Here is a 20,340-nt window from a genome sequence, read left to right as displayed (position 1 = left end):
CGTGAGCTGCGCCGCAATCAGCACGCTGCGCGGTACCAGCCCGATCACGCGCAGCGCATCAGCGCCCATCGGCGCACGCACGCCAGCCGGCGTCCACGCATCGACGCTGAGCGTATCGGCCAGATCGAGGTCCTGCTGAGGGAGGACGCCAGTCCCGAACAGATCGCCGGCCGCACCGGCTTGGCCAGTCACGCATGGATCTATCGGCACATCGACGCCGACCAGAAGCTTGGTGGTCAGCTGTTCATGCATCTACGCAAACGCCGCCGCAAGCGCCGTCGGCGTGGCGTGCGCGATGGCCGCGGGCAGCTGACGCATCGGCGCAGCTGGACACAGCGCCCAAGCGTGGTTGAGCAGCGAAGCCGCATCGGCGACTGGGAGCTGGAGACCATCAGGGCCTCGCACGGACGCGCCGTGGTGGTCAGCATGACCGAACGCTGCAGTGGCCTGCATCTGCTGGCTTATTCACCCGACGGCACCGCCGAGAACGTGCGCAACGCCATTGTCCAGCGACTGGGCGGCCTGCGCCATGCAGTTCACACCCTCACCGCCGACAACGGCAAGGAGTTCGCCGATCATCGGCTCATTGCCGCCTGCCTGCAGAGCGATTTCTATTTCGCAGATCCCTACTGCCCATGGCAGCGCGGCAGCAACGAGAATGCCAACGGATTGACACGCCAATACTTGCCACGGCAGACCGATGTCAGCACCATCACCGATGCGCACCTGCGATGGATCGAGCAGCGGCTCTACAATCGTCCGCGCAAGATACTTGGATTCAAAACGCCCCTCGAAGTCTTCTCCGAGGAGGTCCTCAAAAGCGTTGCGAATCAGAGTTGAATTCGCCATTGAAATAACCCATCACGATGCGCCGCGTTCTTTCGCATGCGGTGCGTGCGTCTCGCTATTTCCATCGCATGCCGCGCATGGGGAAGATGCCGGCGTCGTTGCCAGGCAGCGTTTGCAATGGCGACCGCCAGCCGTGGCATGCGCCGACACCGCGACGCCATGAAACGGCGCACTGTCGTTCGCATGATTCCGCGCAGCAGTCTCCACTGCTGCGCGGCTCTGTGCTGCGCCGATCTACCAGCGGTACGCCACCGACATCTGGTACTGCCGCCCGGCAATCGGCCGGCCCATGAAGAGACCACCGGTGGCCGCACCAGGCACGCGCACGTTGCCTTCGGTCAGGCCCAGCGTGTCGGTGACGTTGCTGCCGCTGGCGGTGACTTCCCAGTGTTCGCCCACATGCAGGTTGGCGCCCAGCTCCAGCATGTCGTACGAGGGCAGGCGCTGGCTGTTGGCCAGATCCGCGAAGCGCTCGCCGATGTACGAATAGGTGGCAAACACCTTGAGATCGCCGAACGGTAGCATCCAGTAATAGCTGGGCGTGATGCGGAACTGGCGCTTGGGCTGGCGCATCACCTGGTTGCCGGTGAACTCGCGATAGTTGCGGTATTTCGCATCCAGCCACACCCCGGTGCCAGCCAGTTCGAACCCGCCCAATGGCCGAATCGCGCCTTCGACTTCCAGGCCGCGTGCGCGCGAATCGCCGACCGCGGTGAAGTTCTGGCCATTGGCCAGAAATGCCTGGAATGGCGAATTTTTAAAGGTGTTGTAGAACGCGGTGAGATACAGGTCGTAGGCACTGGTGCCGGACTTCACGCCAAGCTCGTATTGATCCACGTCCTGCACGCGGTTCTGGCCATCGCGCAGGTTGTCGAAGCCGGGAAACTTCACCCCGGAGTTGACCCGCACAAACAGGCTGTTGTTCCGATCGAGCGTGAAGTTCACGCCGGCCGTCCACGAGAACGCTTCATCGTCTTGATCGATGCGCCGCGTGGTCGCAAGCGCCAGCGAGGTGGCGTTGTCGTATAGCGTGGCCGGGTTGCCATCCAGATCCACAGTGGCGGTGTCGTGCACATCGCCGGTGACGCTCTGGCACTCGTAGCGCGCGCCCAGGTCCAGGCGCAGACGCTCGCTCAGCTCCCACTCGTCGGCAACGAATGCGGCGATGTTTTCGCCGTTGTACTTGGCGCGCAGGTTGAAGAAGGCAGTGCTGGTGAAACCCTGGCGCGTGGGCTGCCGGCCATCGTCCAATGCCACATCGATGCGGCGTGCGTTGTTTTGCGCGGTCAGCAACAGGGTGTTGCCCAGGTACCAGGTGTCGGCAGAGGAATACTTGGCGTCATACGCACCTACGGTCAGCGTGTTGCCGGCAAACAACTCGCGGCTCAGGCGCAGATCGTTGGTCAAGGAATTCAGGCGTTTGTCCACCGACCACCAACCGGCTTCGAGCACCTGCTGATTCGCATCCACCGCGCCTCCTCCATTGGTGTAGCTGGCGCTACCGCTGCTGCCGTAGCCGGCGATGAAATCGCCCAGGCGTTGTGGCGCATCGCCGGTAAATAGCGCGTAGGTTGGCGCGCTGCCGTTCATCACGTTGAAGCGGTCGGCCACGGTCCAGCCGCCGCGCTCCCAGTTCCATTCGCCGCCGAACACGTCGATGTCGACGCCGCGGCCATCGGCCAGATCGCGTCGCAGCGTCTGGCCATTGGGACCGACGAGAAGATCCACAGTGCGGAAGTCGCGGCCGAGCAGGGTGCCGGTTTGCGCGTTCAAGCCGGGAAAGCTGGAAAGAGCGTTGCCGTTGTTGCGCGAGAGCAACGGAATCGCGGTGTAGAAGGCGTTGTTATCGTCGGTGTGGCGCGCATAGAGCGACAGCTCGCCGCTGTCCCAGCGCTTGCTCAAGGTGGCGCTGAACTGGCCGCCCTTGTCGGCGGAGAACTGCGGGTCGCGCACGCCGTCGGTGTCGCGAAAAAAACCGCCCACGCTGTAGTACCAGCCATTGCCCATCGGCCCGCTGTTGAACACATCGATGCGGCGCAATGCAGTGTTGCCGCCGGTCAGGCGCACGCTGCCTTCGGGTGCATCCTGGCCTTTTTTCTGGATGAAATTGACGGTCAAGCCAGGCTGGCCGTTGGAGAAGATGGGGCTGGAGCCACCACGCAGCACTTCCATGCGTTCGACCGTATCGTCGACGCGGAACAGCGTGGAATTCTCCAGGAACGACAAGGTCGGCGGCGGGAACAGCGGCGAGCCATCCAGTTGCATGGTCACGAACGGCGCATCGCCTTCGGAGGGCATGCCACGCACGAAGATGTTGGCGCCGGTGCCGCCACCGCTGGGCTCGGCCCACACGCCGGGCACGATCTTGAGCAGATCTGCGGTGCTCTGCGGCACCGCTTGTTGGATCTGCTCGGGGCTGGCCGTGGTGATCGAAAAACTGGCGTCGCGTTTGGCCAGGCCTTTGAAGCGCGCGGTACCACTGACGATGACCGCATCCAGCGTGGTGGCGTCCTGATTGCCCGATGCAGGCGTGACGGTCTGCGTGCGGCCATCCGGTGCCAGCAGCACGGCAGCGACGGCGAGCGAGAGGGCGTAGCAGGATGATGAAAAACGCATGCGCAAGGCTCCTTGTCTTAAATGCAAGAACGCCGCCAAGCCACGCGGTGGTGCGCAGGCATCGGCAGCGCGTGCACGCGCCCGCCCGCGCCATCGCGTCGCTTGCGCCCCCTGTCAGCGCAGTGCTCATGAAGTTTTAACCCTAGATGCACCACAGCCTGTTGTGCGACGCAGCAGCCGCGGTCTGCACTTTCATGATGACGGTACGACGATGTTTGCCTGGCTGTGGCGGCGATCACATCCTGTGCATCGGCTGACGCACGCAGCGACGAGCGGGTCTGCAGATCTCATGCAGCAGCGAGGAAGCACACGCTGCTATGCTCGCAACGCGCATGAAAAGGCCGCCCGAAGGCGGCCTCGCTTCCAGTCAGCGGGGAGAGAGTCCGCTGTCAGAAGAACAAGCGCACGCCGAACGAGGCGTTGCGGCCAGGCAGCATCACGTCATCCTTCAGGAAGAAGGTATGCACGCGTGCGTCCTGATTGGTCAGGTTGTTGCCGTCCAGAAACACTTCCCACGCAGTGCTGCCGCGATCCACGTGATACGCCAGATGCGCATCGACGAAGGTATAGCCGTCGGTCGGTGTTTCGTTCACTGCCACCTTGTCCTGCTTCATGGTGCGGGTGGCACCGAGCGATGCGCGCCACTGTTGGGCATTCCAGCGCAGCTGCGCGCCGAAACGCCCCGGTGCGATACGCGGCAGGTTGCCGCCATCGTTCAGACGCGCGCGCACAGTGTCGCCGAAGACGCGCAGGTCCCACGCGCCGTTATCGTTGTTGGCCAGATGAAAGGTGGCCTCGCCCTCGAAGCCGTGGAAGGTCGCATCGGCCTGCGTCCATTGGCGGATCGGCAGGAAGTCGTTGTCTTCTTCGTTGAACCACTGGCCGCCGGTGTCGACGATATAGATGAAGTCGTTGTAGCGGTTGTAGTACGCCGCCACCTTGGCATCCACCCATGCGTTCTGGAAATTCAATCCCAGCTCGGCCTGATTGGCTTTCTCGGTCTGCAGATCGGCGCCGCCGATTTCGAAGGTGAGCGTGGCGATGTGCGGGCCGTTGGCGAACAGTTCTTCTTCGGCAGGCGCACGTTCGGCGTGATCGAGATTTGCGGTCAGACGCCATTGTTCGTTGAAGCGGAAACCGCCGCTGGCCGAGAAACTGGTCGGGGTGAAATCGCGGTCTACGCCGATATCGGTCTGGTACTTGACCGTGTCCACGCGCGCACCGAATTCGGCGGTGACGCGCTCCCAATTGTTGCGTGCCACGGCGAATGCGCCGAGCGAGCGCGTATCGGTCTTGGGCACAAAGGATTCTTCACCGATCGCCTGGAAGGTGCTGTCGCTGCCCAGCAGGCCGAATGCGGTCTGCCAGCCGCCGCCAAACGTAAGCGAGGCTTTCACGCGGCCTTCGTTGGCCCGCTTGGTGAACACGGTGCCGACTTCGGCGCCTTCGAATTCGGTAAGTGCGTAATCGGTGTGGCCGACGCTGTAACGCAGCGCGCTGCCTTCGCCCCACGGATCGGTCAGCCCGCCCTTGAGGTCGTAGCGGTCCTGCTGCAGTTTCAGCGAAACACCGCGCTCGCCGATGGACGGGTCGCCCGGCTCGCCGGGGTTGCCGTAGTTGTCGCGGAAGCGCGACGCCGACAGGCCGACAAATCCCCAGTCGCCCGACAGCGACGCACCGATCGAGCCCACCTTGGAATCAACCCAACTATTGAGCTGACGGCCCTTCGGCGTGTCGTAGTCGTTCTGGTTGCGATACACGCCATCGGCATGGATCGACAGCCCGCTACCGTTGCCGGCGTCGACGCGGAACATGTCGGTGTTGCCGTCCTTGTTGCCGTCCTTGTCGTCGCCGTCGACGCGCACTTCGGCGCGCCCGCTGAAGCCGTCCACCGGCGTTTCAGCGATGCGCCCGTCGACCACGTTGACCACGCCGCCGCTGGCGCCGGAGCCGTACAGCAATGTCGACGGACCCTTCAGCACGTCGATCTGATTGGCCAGGAATGGCTCGATTGCCGGGGAATTGTCCTGGCTGACGGTGGACACGTCCTGGGTGGACAGGCCGTCGCGCAACACCGCCACGCGCGGGCCGTCCAGGCCGCGGATGATCGGCCTGCCGACGCCGGGGCCGAAGTTGGAACTCTGCACGCCGGGCAGGCTCGCTACGGTTTCGTCCAGGCTCGAACTGCGCACCTCGTCCAGACGTTCACCGGCCCGCACTTCCACCGGGCGGGCGGCTCAACTCACCGGCCGCAGCGCGCAGCGGGCTGGCGGTGACCACCACCTTGTCCAGATCCTTGATGTGCCGGCCGCTGGATGGGCTGGCAGCGTGGCGCGTGTCCGAGCTGGGCGGGGTCTGTGCATCTGCAACGACCGGAGCGTCCTCGGCCATGGCCAGGGCAGGGGTCAACAGACTGGTCAGCGCCAGCGAGAGCGACGGAACGAGGCATCGAAACGTGCAGGCATGATAGGCGGGACTCTGTAATTGTTACCGTGTATCAGTGGCAGGCGCAGCTTGCCTGCTGCGCCGGCGGCGAAGGCCTGCACGGCTGCGCGATGCAATGATGCAGGGCTGAAACAGTAAAACGTTATATTATTCCACATCGCCGCGAGCACCTGCTGGACCTCATGCCTCCACCGACCCTTCGTCATCTTCTCGACCGCTTCGGTGCGACCGGGTCGCTGCTGTGCGCCTTGCACTGCGCGGTATTGCCGCTGGTGCTGGCCCTGGCGCCCTCGTTGGGCCTGTCGTTCTGGCTGGGCGATGGGGTGGAACTGGCCATCGTGGTGTTCGTGACGCTGCTGGGCCTTTTCAGCCTGGTGCTCGGGTATCGCCGGCACAAAGCGCTGCATGCGCTGGCATTGCTGCTGCCCGGCCTGGCGCTGCTATGGGTCGGCCTGTTGTACGACCCGCTGCATCATTCGGTGGTGCCGCATGCGGTGGTGATGACGCTGGGCGGCGCCCTGGTCGGCATCGCGCACTTGGTCAATTTGCGCCTGAATCATGGGCATGTCCATGACGCCAGCTGCGCGCACTAAGAACCGCTGGCAAGGCGGCTGCGTAGCCTCCGGGCCAATGCGGATGGCAGCCGGAATCGGCCTCTGCCACTCGCACGTTCGGGTTGATCGGCGGCTTGCATGCTGCCCGATGCCAGTTCGCCACTGCGCGCACTGCGCCTGAGTCAGATCGCTCTGCAAGGTCAGTCGGGCGCTGCCTGGCTACGCTGGCCGGAGCCGCCGTGGTAGGCTTGCCGGCCTTGTGCGAGGGCGCTGCCGGTGAAACCTCGCCAGACCTGTGCCAGCACGGGAATTTGTATTCACATTCAGGAGTCGACGAAATGGGTAAGGGTGACCGTAAGACCGCCAAGGGCAAGCGCTACAACGCCAGCTACGGCAATTCGCGTTCGCACGCGGCGAGCAAGGTTGTCGTGGGTGCAGCTGCCCCGGTTGCCAAGAAGGGCGTGGTCAAGGCTCCGGTCAAGAAGGCCGTCGCCAAGAAGACCGTCGCCAAGGCCAGCTGATCCCGGCTCGCTTCGCGACACCAAAACGCGGCGCTTGCGCCGCGTTTTTTGTTTTGCAGACCGGTGATTTACGCTCCCGGCCGGCCCATCAATGTGCGCCCCATGTGTGCGCGATGCCGGCGGCGATACGCGCTAGAAGCGATCGATGACGCTGATGCCGAGGTCGCGCGTAGCGTCCATGCCAATCAGCACCGCAATGGCCTCGTCCAGGCACACCCTTCTGCCGATGAGCCGTTGTGGTGCGATCTTCCCGGCCTGGATCATCGCCAACATGGCATCGTACCGCCATGCCTGCATCCCGTGGCTGCCGTAGATCTCCAGTTCGTGGCCAATCACCTGCGCCATCGGGATCCTGGGCGTGGCGTGTTCGCCCAGCATCAGTCCCACCTGGACATGACGGCCGCGCCGTCGCAGGTTGCTGATGGAGTTGAAACAGGTCGTCGGGCTGCCGAGCGCATCGATGGAAACGTGCGCGCCTCCCTTGGTGATCTCGCGAATCGCCTCCACCGTGTTGGCCGCTTTCGACGCGTTGACCGTTGCGACCGCGCCGCATTCGACGGCGAACGCCAGCTTGTCGTCGAAGATGTCCACCGCAATCACCTGCGCCCCCAGTGCCGCTGCGATCATCACTGCCGAAAGCCCGACGCCGCCGCAGCCATGGACCACGACCCATTCGCCAGGGCCGGTTCTGGCCTGATCGACCACCGCCCGAAACGAGGTGGCAAACCGGCATCCCAGGCTTGCCGCCGTCGCATCGTCGATGCTCTCCGGCAGTCTGACCAGATTTGTCTCGGCAAAATCGATCGCGACATACTCGGCGAACGATCCCCATGCGGTGAAGCCGGGCTGGAACTGGTTCGAGCATACTTGCTGATTGCCGCCATGGCACTGCACACAGCGCCCGCACCCGGACACGAACGGCACGGTGACCCGGGTGCCGATCGCAAAGCCCGATATGCGTTTTCCCATGGCGACCACTTCGCCGGCGAACTCGTGTCCCGGCACGTGCGGCAATGCGATGTCCGGATCGTGCCCCATCCAGCCGTGCCAATCGCTGCGGCAGATGCCTGTGGCTGCCACTTTGATCACCACGCCGTCATCGCTTGGGGGCGGGTCGGGGAGCTGCAGAATTTCCGGGACCTGTTCAAAACGCTCGAAGTGCATTGCACGCATACATAACCTCGGGAAGCAGCACGATGAAGAGGGGATCTACTGCGCTGCACCACTGGCGAGCAGTGCGGCAGCCTATGTTCGTGGGGGAGCGTTGTCCTCGCCGCTGTTTCCGGCCAAGGTCTGGAGCCGCGACGTCGACGCGCGCTCTGCAGCGGGACCAGCAGGCGCCTGCACGGTCAACAACTGCTCTGCCAGGCCGCGGTAGATCGGCGTCTTGCAGACCAGCCCGGAGACTGCGCGCGCGATCAGTACGGTGGCCAGGATCGGCAGCAGCATCTGGCTGGTGTCGGTCAGTTCCAGCGAGATGATAGCCGAGGTCAGCGGCGCCTGGGTCACGCCGGTGAGATACGCGCACATGCCCAGCAGCACGAAGGTGCGCGGGTCCACGCTGGGCATCAGTACCGACAGGTTGTGACCGATGCCGGCACCCACTGCCAGCGCCGGTGAAAACAGACCGCCCGGAATGCCGGCCAGATACGAGACCAGATTGGCGATGAGTTTCATCATGCCGAACTCATGGCCGACGACCGCGTGCCCCTGCACCAGACTGCGCGCCTGCTCGTAGCCGGTGCCGAAGGCGCCTTGCCCGAACACCAGCGCAAGACCGACCAGGGCGAGGCCGCACAGCGCAGCCAGCAGCACCGGATGCCGCTGACGTAGCGCGCCCAACCAGCGTGGTTTGCCGCCGACGCTGGCCAGCACCAGCCGCGCGAATACCCCACCGAGCAACCCGGCCACGCTGCCGCACAATGCGATTGCCAGCCATGCCTGGCCCAGCGGTAAGGCGACAGCTACCTTGCCGAAATAGGTGTAATTACCCAGCAGGCCCAACGACACCACGCCACCGACGATCACCGCGGTGAGCAAGGTGCCGGAGAAGCGGTGCTCGAAGCGCCCGCTCAGTTCTTCGATCGCAAACACCACGCCGGCTAGCGGTGTATTGAAGGCCGCTGCGATACCGGCAGCGCCACCGGCGAGCAGAAAGTGCGAGAGCTCGCGCGGTTCGCGAAAACCGAACCAGCGCCCGAACACATGCATCAGGCTGGCACCGACGTGCACGGTGGGCCCTTCGCGCCCCACCGATGCGCCGCCGAGCAGCGACAAGGTGGTCAGCGCGAGCTTGCCGACCGAGACGCGCAACGAGAGGTTGCTGTCGCGAAAGGCCGGGTCGGGGTGCTCCAGCGCGGCAATCACTTGCGGGATGCCGCTGCCGCGCGTTGGCCGCAGCGCACCGGAGGTGAGCCAGGCAAGCAGGGCGAAGATGCCCGGCGTCAGCAGAAATGCCCACCAGATCGAATGCGCTGTGATGCGTTGAAACAGATGGAAGGCCGCATCGCTGGCCTTGGCGAACACGATCGCCACCAGCGCCACTGCAATTGCGCCGCCCCATAGAGCAGCACGACGACGCCAGCCTTCGCTGGACAACAGCGGCCGCGAGCGACGCGGCGGGGGATTTGAACCAGACATCCCGCGATTGTCGCACTGCCTGGCGGCAGCCGTGTCTTCAACGCTCCACATGCCCGCGCTGTTGCCGGTATTTGCTATCTCGCGACGCCATGGAATGGCGTCTTCAAGTGTCTAGATCGCTGCCTACGCTGCGCGATCATGCCGGTTCGTCAGCGCTGCCGAAGGTGCCTGGCGCGTCTACTCTGGCCTGGCCGCCGGCGGCACGCGCAAGGCCGGCAGCAAGGTCGCCGGATTGCCATCGTTGGGTGCGGCCGGAATGCCCGGCAGCCGGGTCATGCGTGCATAGACATCCACGTTGTCCAAGCCCGGCAGTGTCTTGCCCTGCGCCAGGTCCGGGCCTTGTGCCAGGACTACCGCGCGCATCGACGGCAACCCCGGATCGAAGCCATGCGAGCCGCGCGTGTCTTCCTGCGCGCGTTTGGCGAGCTTGTTCGGAAACAGCGCATCCCAGCCTTCATGCATCGGGCACACGACCGGCGGAATCCGCGGGTGGCGGCCGTAATGCCGGCGCGCTGGCAGCTCTGCCTTGCGCCAGCGGTCGCAGTGCGCGTGCGCGCCAGGCAGGCTGGCCTCGGCAGCGGCCTGTTGCCCGGGCAGTGGCTCCAAACCGATCACCTGGCCATCGATGATTGCGGTGGCGATCTGCGGCGGCGCGATGTCTTCCACGCTGATCGCATGCCCGGGCGCAACCTCGGCCCTGCCATGGTCGGAGACCACGATGATGTTGATGCGCGCAGGCGTGCCATCGCGTTGCATGCCTGTCAGTAGCCGGCCGATGGCCGCATCCACCGCGCGCACGGCGTCGGCGTATTCGCGCGATTCCAGGCCGTGGTCCTGGCCGGCTTCGTCCACGCGTTCGAAGTACAGCGTGACCAGGCGATTGCGCTGGGTACCGTCGGTTTTCAGCCAGCCCCGCACCGCGTCCACGCGCGTGTCCAGGCGCATGCCTTTTTGGTAATGGCGCCACTGCGACGGGCGTACGCCCTTGATCGCCGCCTCGCCGCCTGGCTGCCTGGCCAGGACCAGGTTGCCGCATGCTGGCCGGTATTTTCCACGCCCACCCACACCGGTTCGCCGCCCCACCAGCGCGCATCGCCCACCGCCTCGGAGGTGCGCAACCAGAAACCCCCAAGCGTCGGGTCGCGCATGCTGTTGTGCACGATGCCGTGGTGATCCGGGCGCAGGGCGGTGACCAGGGTGTAGTGATTGGGAAACGTCAGCGATGGATACGAGGGCGTCATCCAGCGCGCACGCACGCCTTCATGCGCCAGTTGCGACAGGTTCGGCGCGATGCCGCGATCGACCATGTCCGCGCGCAGGCCGTCGATGGAGAACAACAATAAGGTGTGCGGTGTGCTGGCCGATGCGGTGTTCGCCGCTGCAGTTGGCAACTGCGTGGGCGCGCTGCGCGAAGAAGGCGGGCTGCTACAGGCCGCAAGCAGGGCAAGCGCCGCTACGGCAACTCCAAAACGTCGGTCGATCATGGCGTGAGTTTACGGCGCAGCGATGACGCCGCTAGTGTGATGTCCCGCATGTGACTTTCCATTCTTTGCGTGGTCCAAGCAGTATTCTTGGCACTGTGGAGACGCATTGATGGGAAGGTCTGCAACACGAGCGGACGTGGGATTTCGCTTGATCGCTGCGGTCGCTCATGCTGCAAATCAATGACTTGCGAGTTATGGAGACTGCCCCAGCTACTGATCGGAAGTTAGCGAACCAGTTGTTCACAGGTTCCCTCAGTCAGCCAGTGCGTAGTGCGGATGCAGGGGCGAACAGATCGTCGGCGCGCGCACCACCACGCGGCGACCAGCCTTCCAGCTGCAACAACGCCTGCTTGGTCGGCAGCCCGCCGCCGAAGCCGGTCAATGCGCCATTGGCGCCGATCACGCGATGGCAGGGCAGCACGATCGGCAGCGGATTGCGCCCGTTGGCCGCACCCACTGCGCGGTTCGCGGTCGGCTTGCCGACCGCCTGCGCAAGTTGCGCATAGCTCCAGGTCTGCCCGAACGGAATCTGCGCCAGCGTGCGCCAGACGCTGAGCTGAAACGGTGTGCCGATCGGCGCCAGCGGCAGATCGAAACTGCCTCGCCCGCCATGCAGGTAATCGAGCAACTGTTCGCGTGCTGCGCGCACCAGCGGCGCATCAGGATCGTGCAACCAGCGCGCACGGCCGATGGCGTCGTAGCGGTTCTGCGCGAACAGGATGTGGTGCACGCCGGTGTCGTCGGCGGCCACGCTGAGCGCGCCGATCGGCGAGGGAAAGGTGTCGTAGTGCAATGTGCTCATGCGCGGGTGTCCTTACGGTCGTTGGCCAGATGCCACAGGTGCAGCACGGCGAAGGCGCGCCACGGTCGCCACGCTTGCGAACGTGCATCGGTGGCGCGCGCGCTCAGGCGCTCGGGGGCGCCGAGCACCTGCTGCAGGATCAAATCGCCAGCCGGAAACGCATCGGGATGCGACAACGCACGCATGGCCAGGTAATGCGCGGTCCACGGCCCGATTCCGGGTAGCGCGGTGCAGGCGGCGAGGAAGTCGGGCAGACGCTGCCCGGCACCGCAGTGCAGCTGGCCTTGTGCGCAAGCCGATGCCAGCGCACGCAGCGTGGCGGCGCCCGCACGCGGTAGCCCGAGTTGTTCCAGTGGCGCGTCGGCCAGCTGGTCGGGCGTGGGGAAACTGCGATCCAGTCCAGGTGGCATGTCGGTATGATGGCCGCCATGAGGGTCCACCAGCCGCGCCGCCAAGGTCGCCGCGCCGGCGGCACTGATCTGCTGGCCCAGCACCGCACGTACCGCCACCTCGAAGCCGTCCCAACCACCGGGCACGCGCAGGCCTGGTCGGCGTGCGATTGCCTCGGCCAGCAGTGGGTCGGGCGCAAGCGTCGCGGGCACGGCTTGCAAGTCCGCATCCAGATCGAACAGCCGTCGCACGCGCCGCCCGCTCTGCGGAATCTGGCGTGGGTCGGTCGCCCCGATGCGCAGCAGGAGTTCCGCGCGCTGCGGCGCCGCGCTGACGCCGATCACGCTGGCCTTGCCCGGCGGGCCGGTCACGCGACGGTCGCCGCTGGCATCGACCTGCTCGATCCCCGGGATCGCACGGCGCTGCAAGAAGGCCAGCATCGCCGGCAGATCCAGTGGCGGGCGATAGCCCAGGCGCAGTGTGAGCTCGCCGCCCGGCACCTCGGCACGCTGCTTGCGCAGTGCAGAAGGCGGCATGCCGCAGCCCTGCAGGAAGGCCGCATTGAACCGCCGCAAGCTGTTGAAGCCTGCTGCGAGCGCCACCTCGGTGACCGGCAGTGCGGTTTCGGTGAGTAATTGCTTGGCCAGCAGCAGCCGATGCGTCCCGTGCACCTGGATCGGCGTGGCACCCAACTGTTGCACGAATTGCTGCTGCAGCTGGCGCGCGCTCAAGCCCACCGCATCGGACAGCGTCTGCACCGGCTGCTCCTGCAGCGCGCCGTCGGCAATCATCGCCAGTGCGCGCTGCACGCTTTCTTCGCCCAGATGCTGCTGCGCCTGCGGCGACAGCTCCGGCCGGCAGCGCAGACACGGGCGGTATCCGGCCGCGCTGGCCGCCGCGGCAGTGGGGTAGTCGCTGACATTGGCCGGCTTCGGCGGCGGTGCCGGACACACCGGGCGGCAATAGATGCCGGTGCTGCGCACGGCGGTCAAAAACAACCCGTCGAAACGTGCATCGCGCGCCAGGCGGGCACGGTCGCATTGGGTTCGGTCGGGCGTCGCGATCTGCATGGCGCCAGTCTATGCGCTTGCCCGCGCACCGGCTGGCCGTTTTCGGACAGGGGTGCGGCGGGCCTGCGCGTCATGGCCGGGTCAACCCATCCGCCCATTCAGCCATGGACTGCGGGCGATCTCCGTCGTGGTCCGTGCCCCCCATCGTGTTGAAATCGGTTTGCCTCTCACTTGCCTGCGTGCTGGTGCTAGCCGCTTGCGATCGTTCGGCGATCTCCGCCGATGCAGCGGTTGCGCAGCAGAGTGGTGCAGGGCAGGCGGGTGATGGCGACCATATGGTGTCGGTGGATACGCCCGACCCCATACCGCGCCCGCGTGCGCAGTCCGGCAAGGCGGGATGGCCGCAGGCGGAGTTGGAATCGGGCCAGGCCTGGATCAGCTGCGCGACCGATGACAGCCGCGAGGCCGGCGACGGCACACTGCTGCCGGCATTGGACCGGGCCAGCGTGGAAGCGGCGCTGGCGCCATGCCGCGAGACCGGGCTGGTGCGGGTGCGTGACGCCGGCAAGATCAACGCCGGGTTTGCGGCGCTGGTCTGGCGCCTGGCCTCGGTGGCCGAGCAATGGAAGTTGCCGCATCGCTTCCTGGATCTGGATTCCAGCGGCGGTCAGGTGGAGGCGGCGATCCGCGCCGGCGACACCATCGGTGCATCCACCTGGACCATCTGGATGCGCGAAGGCTCGATCTCCCATAGCGCGTGTGTGTTCGTGCTGGCGGCTGGCGACAACCGTCTGGTCGCCGGCAAGGTCGGCATCCACCGCATGATGCGGATCAGCTCCAAGGCCACCTCGCGCGCCGAGTTCAATCGCCAATTGCGCGAGGTCTATGGCAACGCCAAGGATTATCTGGAGCGCAACGGCGTGGTAGTGGCGGTGGCCGACCTGATGCTGACGGTGCCCAACCGCAGCCTGCGCCTGCGCACGATGGAAGAACTGCGCGAATACGGCCTGGATGGCACCAACGCGGTGCAGGACGATCTGGAACGCATCCGCCAGATGCGCACGTGCGGCGCAAGGACGCGTTTTGGTCGCCTTCGATCAGAAGTGCAAGGGTGAGGGTGCGGACTTGGACGCAGTCAGTGCCTGCGGGTTGGCGTTGAAGCAGCGTTTCGGCTTTCCGGATGCGACCTGCCCGGAAGAAAGTCCGCTGGCCGAAACCGATGCGGCTGCCCTGCCGCCGGCCAGCCCGACGGTCGAAACGCAGCCTGGTGAGGCGGAGAACGGCCAGGCGCAAACTGGCCAGGCGCACGGCGACCAAGCGCAGACCGGCGAGGCCCAGAACGCTGCCGCAGGCACTGGTGCGCCCGCTACCGCGCCAGCGCAGGATGCCGCCCAGGCCGACCCGCCGTCGGCGACCCACCCTGAAGGCTGAATGCAGTGACGGGCTTCACGCGTATCGCACTGCACGCTGCCTATCGTCGCTGCATCACAACCGAGCCGGTGGGGGCGTATGCGAGGCAAGACCAAGGGGGTGTTACTGGCCTATCTACCGTCGGCCCTGTTGGTGCTGGTCGGCTTCGGTGTCGCCGAGGTGCTGCGTCTGGCCGCTGCCGCCATGCATGAACAATGGCCAGCAACGGTGGCAACGTGGCTGAGTCTGGTAGCGCTGATTGCCGCGATTGCGCGTGGCTTCTGGGTCAGTTGGCGCCTGTGGCGGCCGCGTGGTGTGGCGGCCGTGCCGCCGGCTCCCGGAGGCGAGGTCTAAATTCGATGAGGGCGCGGCGGTGTGGTTGCCGACGGTGGCGTGGCCTTCCTCGGGATCGGCGCGAGGTGCTTCCACTACATTGCCACGCGTGCGTCCGCATCCAATTGACGCTGCCATCCGCAGCGTCTGGGCGACTCCAAAAAAAGACGAAAGCGGCCGCGGCCAGATTTGGTGACCGCCAATGCGTGTCGCTGTCGCCGGGGTTCCATGCTCGCCGCTTGTACTGTCGATGAGCACATCGTTCACCAGCTCCTCGTCACCGCTCGCCATGGTTTGCCTTCCGCGCCATCCCGCCCTGCACGCGGGACTTGTGTTGCGCAGGGCGCACCCTAGACTGCGCTACGTACCGCAAGGTGTGCAGTGCCTCTCCTTTCCACCCGATCCTGACAAGGTCCTCGTCCCATGCCTCGTTCTCGTCTGGTTATCGCGTTGGCACTGGCTCCAGTGCTGGCGTTCGCTCAACAGCCGCAGGCCGCCAGTCGCACCGCTAGCCCGGCGGCGCGGCCGGCACCTGCGGCGCCCGCAGGCCAGCCGGCGCTCACCCCCGCGCAGCAAGCGCAGCTGACCAAGCAGAACACCGAAATGACCCAGGCGGCCCTGCGCGTGGCGCAGATGGTGGACGGCAACCAGGTCGCTTCCTTGTGGGATGGCGCGTCCAAAGTGGCCAAGACCGCCGTCAAGCGCGATGTCTTCGTCAGCCAGATCGGCACCGAACGCGCGCGGCTGGGTGCGGTGGTCGGACGCGGGCAGGGCTCGGTGACGCGGGTCAAGTACGGCCCCGGCGCGCAGGTGCCCGAAGGCCTGTATGTCAACGTCAGCTTCCCGACCCGCTTTGCCAAGGCGCAGCAGCCGGTGCGCGAGTTGGTGTCGTTCCGTCTGGACGAAGACAAGACCTGGCGGTTGGCCGGTTACAGCCTGCGCCCGGCGGTGAAGTGATGGTTCCATCGGCCGGGAGAAACGTATGCAACTGACGATCGAACTGCAGATGCTGGGCTGGGCGATGGTGCTGGGGTTGGTGCAATTGCTGGCTGCCTCGGCCAGCATGACCGCCCAGCGCGGCGCCAAGTGGAATGCCAGCGCACGCGATGGCGCGGCCAAGCCGCTTACCGGCGTGGCCGCGCGGTTGGACCGTGCGTTCGGCAACTATCTTGAAACCTTTCCGATCTTCGCTGCTGCCGTGCTGGCAGTGAACGTCGCGGGGCGCAGCAGTGCAGAAACAGCACTCGCCGTGCAGCTCTACCTATGGGCGCGCGTGGCCTATGTGCCGGTGTATGCCGCGGGGATTCCGTACCTGCGTAGCGCCATCTGGGTGGTGTCGTTCTGGGGCATCGTCAAACTGGTGCGCGCACTGCTGGGCATTTGATGCAGCAGTGCCGCCAGGCATGAGGCTCGACCCGACGCTTGCACCCGCGCCAGGATTGCATCGATTGCCGCCTGCGTCTTGTCGGTAAGCAGGCCCTCTTCCAGAATTCGGAATCGCCCACAGCGCAACCGGCCTTGGTCACATCGGCACGCCGGTCGCCGCGCCACGCATCCCGTTCGTGCAAGGCCAGCATCGTGCATCCGCCTCGCTCGGCATGGCCGCCGCGGATGGAGTGCTCCAGCCAGAACGGCGTGTCCGAATCGATGGCGATCGAAAAAATGGAGACGTCGTGGGTTGGATCGTCGGCCGAAGGTGCGTTGTTGCGCTGACTGATCTCCACCACCTTCATGCGTCAGGCTCGGCATCCGGGTCCAGTGCCAGCACGCGAATTTCCACATCGTCCAACTGCACCAGCTGACCGGGGCGGATCTTGGCGGTCTTGCGCAGCTCCTGTACGCCGTCGACGCTGACCGCGCCGCTGGCGACGATCGCCTTGCCCTGGCCGCCACTGTCGGCAATGCCGGCCAGTTTGAGCAACTGGTTGAGTGCGATGTAGTCGCCGTCCAGGTCGAATTCCAGGGATTGCATGGTGTGCTCGGTCGCAGTGAGGCAGGGATTATCCGCCTACTCGCGCTGGAAACGCGCGATCTGTTCCAGCAGGGATTCGGTACGCGCGACGCTGCGGCCGGCATGTGCGGCATCGAGGCGTTCCAGCCAGGGGGGGGGGGGCACTGCGCTGCAGGCGCCGATAACCTAACCAGGTGCCGATGCCGCCAAGCACGCCGACCAGCACGTTGCACAGCATCCAGGCGGTCGGCAACGACTGGCCGGTGAAGGCCCGCCACGCAGCGTCTGCCACCGCTACCCACAGTACCCAGAACGCTACGCCCAGCCACGGCGCCACGCGCGTGCGCCAGCGCCGCAGCTGTGCAAGCGCGCGCTGTGTCTGTAACAGGGGCCTGGCGAAATCCAGTTGCGACAACAGCCACAGTTGACGGACCGCCGAAGCTGCCAGCGCAACACTCCAGACTTGCAGCAGCACTCCGCCGACGACGGCTGCCGCCTGATCGGCAAACGGGAGCCAGCTGTGGGCGATGACGCCGCTCAGCGCGATGGCGCACAGCAGTTGCGCCGATTGGCTCAGCCACAACGGGCGCAGTTGCGCACGTGCTGCGTGGCTGCGCATATCACCCAGCAGTTGGCTGGTGAGTGCAGTTTGTTGGTCCAGCCGTTGTTCCAGCGAACGCCAGGCCAGGGCGATGTCATCCAGTTCCATGTCTTGCTCCGGTTGCGGATCGGTGTGGGTCAACGTTCGCCGCGCATACGGGTTTTCAGGCGGCTGAGTTTTGTGGCGACATTGGTTTCGCTGATGCCGAGCACTTCGCCGATTTCGCGGTAGCTGTGCTTGTCCAGATAGAGCAACAGCAGCGCGCGTTCCAGCGGCGGTTGGTGTGCGATGAAGGCATATAGCGCGGCCACCTGTTGCGCGCGGACAGGGTTGTGCGCCTGTGGATCTGCGATGCGCTCCATCCCGCATCCAGCGCGATCGGCTCGCCGGCCGCGTAGATCGCTGATCGCCACGTTCAGGGCGATGCGATACATCCAGGTGGAAAACGCCGACCCGGGTCGTAGCCGGGAAATGCCCGCCACAGGTGCGTGGCGATTTCCTGCGCCAGTTCGTCGCGGTCGTGGCAGTAGCTGGCGGCCACCTTCAGCACGATGCCGCGGTGTTGCTACAGCAGGCTGCTGAAGTGGGTCTGCAGGTCTGTGTCCAGGGGCATGCCTCCGGCCGGGCAGGTAAGGGGGATTGGCATGCAGGATGATTCGCGCGAACGCGCAATTCCTCACAACCTGAATGGTCTGTAACGAAAATTTCGACAGCAGGGGGGCTGAGAAGGCACACTATCCGGCTTTGCGCCTGCCGGCTTCGTGCGGCGCCTCCGGAGTTACCCATGACCCAAGAATCTTCCGCGCCGCTGCTGTTTGCAGACCTCGGCCTCTCAGGCGCTGTGATGAGGGCCGTTGCCAATGTCGGCTACGAGTCGCCGTCGCCGATCCAGGCTGCCACCATTCCCGCGTTGCTCGCCGGCCGTGACGTCCTCGGCCAGGCCCAGACCGGCACCGGCAAGACCGCCGCGTTCGCGCTGCCGGTGCTGTCCAACGCCGATCTCAACCAGGTCAAGCCGCAGGCATTGGTGCTGGCCCCGACCCGCGAACTGGCCATCCAGGTCGCCGAGGCGTTCCAGAAGTATGCCGAAGCCATTCCGGGCTTCCGCGTGCTGCCGGTGTACGGCGGCCAGCCGTATGCCCAGCAACTGAGTGCGCTCAAGCGCGGCGTGCATGTCGTGGTCGGTACCCCCGGCCGCGTGATCGATCACCTGGACCGCGGTACGCTGGATCTGTCCCAGCTCAAGACGCTGGTGCTGGACGAAGCCGACGAAATGCTGCGCATGGGCTTTATCGACGACGTCGAAGCGGTACTGAAAAAGTTGCCGGAAAAGCGTCAGGTGGCATTGTTCTCGGCCACCATGCCGCCGGCCATCCGTCGCATCGCGCAGACCTATCTGAAGGATCCGGCCGAAGTCATCATCGCGGCCAAGACCACCACTTCGGCCAACATCCGCCAACGCTACTGGTGGGTGAGCGGGCTGCATAAGCTGGATGCGCTGACCCGCATTCTCGAGGTCGAGCCGTTCGACGGCATGATCATCTTCGCACGCACCAAGGCCGGCACCGAAGAGCTGGCGCAGAAGCTGCAGGCGCGCGGTCTGGCCGCGGCCGCCATCAATGGCGACATGCAGCAGGCGGCGCGCGAGAAGACCATTGCCCAGCTCAAGGACGGCAAGCTGGACATCCTGGTCGCCACCGACGTGGCCGCACGCGGCCTGGACGTGGAGCGCATCAGCCACGTGCTGAACTACGACATTCCGTACGACACCGAAAGCTATGTGCATCGCATCGGCCGCACCGGCCGTGCCGGACGCACGGGCGACGCGATCCTGTTCGTGACGCTGCGCGAAAAGGGGATGCTGCGCTCGATCGAACGCGCCACCCGTCAGCCGATCGAAGAGATGCAGCTGCCGAGCGTGGATGCGGTCAACGACACGCGCGTGGCGCGTTTCATGACCCGTATCACCGAGACCCTGGCCGGCGGCCAGATCGACATGTACCGCGATCTGCTGCAGCGCTATGAGGCCGAAAACAACGTGCCGGCGATCGATATCGCCGCCGCGATGGCCAAGCTGCTGCAGGGCGATGCGCCGTTCCTGCTGACTCCGCCGGTGCGTGGCGCACGCGAAGACGCCGCGCCGCGCGAGCGTCATCAGCGTGCCGATCGTGGCGACCGCCCGCGCTTCGAGCCGAAGTTCGAGCGCGGCCCGCGGGCCGACGGTGAGCGCGCCCCACGTCCGCCGCGTGGCGACGATGCCGGCGGCGAGCGTCCGCGTCGCGATCCGGTCGCCCCGCGTGGGGAGCCGGAATTGGGCATGGAGAGCTATCGCATCGAAGTGGGCCACAGCCATGGCGTGAAGCCGGCCAACATCGTCGGCGCGATCGCCAACGAAGCCGGGCTGGAAAGCCGCTATATCGGCCGGATCGACATTCAGGACGATTATTCGATCCTGGATCTGCCGGCCGACATGCCGCGCGAACTGCTCACCCACCTGAAGAAAGTCTGGGTGTCCGGTCAGCAGCTCAACATGCGCAAGCTGGAAGAGGGCGAGGCAGCCGCGTCGCCGGCCAAGCCGCGCTTCCCGCGTGGCGGCAAGCCGTCCGGTCGTTCGAACGGCCCGGTCCGTCCGATGGACCGCGCTGGCGCACCGCACCGCAAGGGCCCGCCGAAGCCGCGCGGCGAGTAAGCGTGGCCGGCACCGCCTGCGGGGTCACCCTGCAGGCGGTGTGGT

14 protein-coding genes and 6 pseudogenes are annotated in these 20,340 nt (G+C 65.7%); 9 read left to right on the top strand and 11 right to left on the bottom strand.

Annotation, left to right across the window (positions count from 1 at the left end):
- Nucleotides 1–840: IS30 family transposase (locus WJW29_RS17550; protein ID WP_113084240.1), on the top strand; the 840-nt coding region annotated here is incomplete at its 5' end.
- A 243-nt stretch (nucleotides 841–1,083) separates the two neighbouring features.
- Here WJW29_RS17550 and WJW29_RS17545 read toward each other — a convergent pair.
- The gene (locus tag WJW29_RS17545; protein WP_041182035.1) at nucleotides 1,084–3,465 is read right to left on the bottom strand and encodes a TonB-dependent receptor; all 2,382 of its coding nucleotides are present in this window, start codon (nucleotides 3,463–3,465) and stop codon (nucleotides 1,084–1,086) included.
- Between the two features lie 389 nt (nucleotides 3,466–3,854).
- Nucleotides 3,855–5,892 (bottom strand): annotated as a pseudogene (locus WJW29_RS17540) (TonB-dependent receptor).
- Between the two features lie 200 nt (nucleotides 5,893–6,092).
- On the opposite strand from WJW29_RS17540, the gene WJW29_RS17535 reads away from it, so the two are divergent.
- Nucleotides 6,093–6,503, top strand: coding sequence for a MerC domain-containing protein (locus WJW29_RS17535; RefSeq protein ID WP_011258314.1), 411 nt, complete (start codon nucleotides 6,093–6,095; stop codon nucleotides 6,501–6,503).
- Between the two features lie 299 nt (nucleotides 6,504–6,802).
- On the top strand, nucleotides 6,803–6,985 hold the full coding sequence (locus WJW29_RS17530) for a 30S ribosomal protein THX (protein ID WP_011408042.1): 183 nt from the start codon (nucleotides 6,803–6,805) through the stop codon (nucleotides 6,983–6,985).
- Nucleotides 6,986–7,117: 132 nt separating this feature from the next.
- Here the strand turns inward: WJW29_RS17530 and WJW29_RS17525 are convergent, their stop codons facing one another.
- From WJW29_RS17525 to WJW29_RS17515, 3 genes and pseudogenes are all read right to left on the bottom strand, one after another.
- Nucleotides 7,118–8,158: a zinc-dependent alcohol dehydrogenase family protein gene (locus WJW29_RS17525; RefSeq protein ID WP_011258316.1), complete on the bottom strand. Its 1,041-nt coding sequence runs from the start codon at nucleotides 8,156–8,158 to the stop codon at nucleotides 7,118–7,120.
- 72 nt (nucleotides 8,159–8,230) lie between these two features.
- Nucleotides 8,231–9,676 (bottom strand): chloride channel protein, encoded by a 1,446-nt coding sequence (locus WJW29_RS17520; protein ID WP_011258317.1) that lies wholly within the window; start codon nucleotides 9,674–9,676, stop codon nucleotides 8,231–8,233.
- A 126-nt stretch (nucleotides 9,677–9,802) separates the two neighbouring features.
- A pseudogene (locus tag WJW29_RS17515) lies at nucleotides 9,803–10,932 on the bottom strand (ectonucleotide pyrophosphatase/phosphodiesterase).
- A 19-nt stretch (nucleotides 10,933–10,951) separates the two neighbouring features.
- Between WJW29_RS17515 and WJW29_RS17510 the strand changes: the two are divergent.
- Nucleotides 10,952–11,116 carry a hypothetical protein gene (locus WJW29_RS17510; protein WP_011258318.1) on the top strand — a complete coding sequence of 55 codons (165 nt, stop codon included), beginning with the start codon at nucleotides 10,952–10,954 and terminating at the stop codon, nucleotides 11,114–11,116.
- Nucleotides 11,117–11,365: 249 nt separating this feature from the next.
- On the opposite strand, the gene WJW29_RS17505 is transcribed toward WJW29_RS17510, so the two are convergent.
- Together WJW29_RS17505 and WJW29_RS17500 are read right to left on the bottom strand one after the other, a co-directional pair.
- Nucleotides 11,366–11,911: a methylated-DNA--[protein]-cysteine S-methyltransferase gene (locus WJW29_RS17505; RefSeq protein WP_011258319.1), complete on the bottom strand. Its 546-nt coding sequence runs from the start codon at nucleotides 11,909–11,911 to the stop codon at nucleotides 11,366–11,368.
- Complete coding sequence (locus WJW29_RS17500) at nucleotides 11,908–13,371, bottom strand: AlkA N-terminal domain-containing protein (RefSeq protein ID WP_011258320.1); 1,464 nt, start codon at nucleotides 13,369–13,371, stop codon at nucleotides 11,908–11,910. The genes WJW29_RS17505 and WJW29_RS17500 overlap by 4 nt, the downstream gene beginning before the upstream one ends.
- A gap of 146 nt (nucleotides 13,372–13,517) precedes the next feature.
- Here WJW29_RS17500 and WJW29_RS17495 point away from each other — a divergent pair.
- From WJW29_RS17495 to WJW29_RS17480, 4 genes and pseudogenes are all read left to right on the top strand, one after another.
- Nucleotides 13,518–14,742: pseudogene (locus WJW29_RS17495) on the top strand (hypothetical protein).
- 78 nt (nucleotides 14,743–14,820) lie between these two features.
- Entirely contained in the window at nucleotides 14,821–15,075 is a 255-nt protein-coding gene (locus WJW29_RS17490; RefSeq protein ID WP_011258323.1) for a hypothetical protein, read from the top strand.
- A gap of 402 nt (nucleotides 15,076–15,477) precedes the next feature.
- Complete coding sequence (locus tag WJW29_RS17485; protein WP_011258324.1) at nucleotides 15,478–16,011, top strand: DUF4019 domain-containing protein; 534 nt, start codon at nucleotides 15,478–15,480, stop codon at nucleotides 16,009–16,011.
- 25 nt (nucleotides 16,012–16,036) lie between these two features.
- Nucleotides 16,037–16,438, top strand: a complete 402-nt coding sequence (locus WJW29_RS17480) for an MAPEG family protein (protein ID WP_011258325.1) — start codon at nucleotides 16,037–16,039, stop codon at nucleotides 16,436–16,438.
- A 35-nt stretch (nucleotides 16,439–16,473) separates the two neighbouring features.
- Here the strand turns inward: WJW29_RS17480 and WJW29_RS17475 are convergent.
- The 4 genes and pseudogenes from WJW29_RS17475 to WJW29_RS17460 all read right to left on the bottom strand — a co-directional run.
- Nucleotides 16,474–16,787: pseudogene (locus tag WJW29_RS17475) on the bottom strand (hypothetical protein); the annotation flags it as partial.
- Nucleotides 16,784–17,026, bottom strand: a complete 243-nt coding sequence (locus WJW29_RS17470) for an RNA-binding S4 domain-containing protein (RefSeq protein WP_011258326.1) — start codon at nucleotides 17,024–17,026, stop codon at nucleotides 16,784–16,786. The gene WJW29_RS17470 and the pseudogene WJW29_RS17475, both read right to left, overlap by 4 nt.
- Nucleotides 17,027–17,062: 36 nt before the next feature.
- A pseudogene (locus WJW29_RS17465) lies at nucleotides 17,063–17,714 on the bottom strand (hypothetical protein).
- Nucleotides 17,715–17,743: 29 nt separating this feature from the next.
- Nucleotides 17,744–18,159: pseudogene (locus tag WJW29_RS17460) on the bottom strand (sigma-70 family RNA polymerase sigma factor).
- Nucleotides 18,160–18,390: 231 nt separating this feature from the next.
- Here WJW29_RS17460 and WJW29_RS17455 point away from each other — a divergent pair.
- Nucleotides 18,391–20,295, top strand: a complete 1,905-nt coding sequence (locus tag WJW29_RS17455; protein ID WP_011258329.1) for a DEAD/DEAH box helicase — start codon at nucleotides 18,391–18,393, stop codon at nucleotides 20,293–20,295.
- Nucleotides 20,296–20,340: the final 45 nt, after the last annotated feature.

The sequence above is a fragment of the Xanthomonas sp. JL1 genome (genome assembly GCF_038405005.1).
Note: the sequence above shows the minus strand (reverse complement) of the source record. Positions and strands in the feature narration are given on the sequence as shown.

Bases quoted from the DNA above. Each gene is read 5' to 3' on its own strand.
- WJW29_RS17470 (WP_011258326.1), bottom strand. From the start codon at position 17,026: ATGCAATCCCTGGAATTCGACCTGGACGGCGACTACATCGCACTCAAC.
- WJW29_RS17535 (WP_011258314.1), top strand. From the start codon at position 6,093: ATGCCTCCACCGACCCTTCGTCATCTTCTCGACCGCTTCGGTGCGACC.
- WJW29_RS17520 (WP_011258317.1), bottom strand. From the start codon at position 9,676: ATGTGGAGCGTTGAAGACACGGCTGCCGCCAGGCAGTGCGACAATCGC.
- WJW29_RS17500 (WP_011258320.1), bottom strand. From the start codon at position 13,371: ATGCAGATCGCGACGCCCGACCGAACCCAATGCGACCGTGCCCGCCTG.
- WJW29_RS17490 (WP_011258323.1), top strand. From the start codon at position 14,821: ATGCGAGGCAAGACCAAGGGGGTGTTACTGGCCTATCTACCGTCGGCC.
- WJW29_RS17455 (WP_011258329.1), top strand. From the start codon at position 18,391: ATGACCCAAGAATCTTCCGCGCCGCTGCTGTTTGCAGACCTCGGCCTC.
- WJW29_RS17480 (WP_011258325.1), top strand. From the start codon at position 16,037: ATGCAACTGACGATCGAACTGCAGATGCTGGGCTGGGCGATGGTGCTG.
- WJW29_RS17505 (WP_011258319.1), bottom strand. From the start codon at position 11,911: ATGAGCACATTGCACTACGACACCTTTCCCTCGCCGATCGGCGCGCTC.
- WJW29_RS17545 (WP_041182035.1), bottom strand. From the start codon at position 3,465: ATGCGTTTTTCATCATCCTGCTACGCCCTCTCGCTCGCCGTCGCTGCC.
- WJW29_RS17530 (WP_011408042.1), top strand. From the start codon at position 6,803: ATGGGTAAGGGTGACCGTAAGACCGCCAAGGGCAAGCGCTACAACGCC.
- WJW29_RS17485 (WP_011258324.1), top strand. From the start codon at position 15,478: ATGCCTCGTTCTCGTCTGGTTATCGCGTTGGCACTGGCTCCAGTGCTG.
- WJW29_RS17510 (WP_011258318.1), top strand. From the start codon at position 10,952: ATGGAGAACAACAATAAGGTGTGCGGTGTGCTGGCCGATGCGGTGTTC.
- WJW29_RS17525 (WP_011258316.1), bottom strand. From the start codon at position 8,158: ATGCGTGCAATGCACTTCGAGCGTTTTGAACAGGTCCCGGAAATTCTG.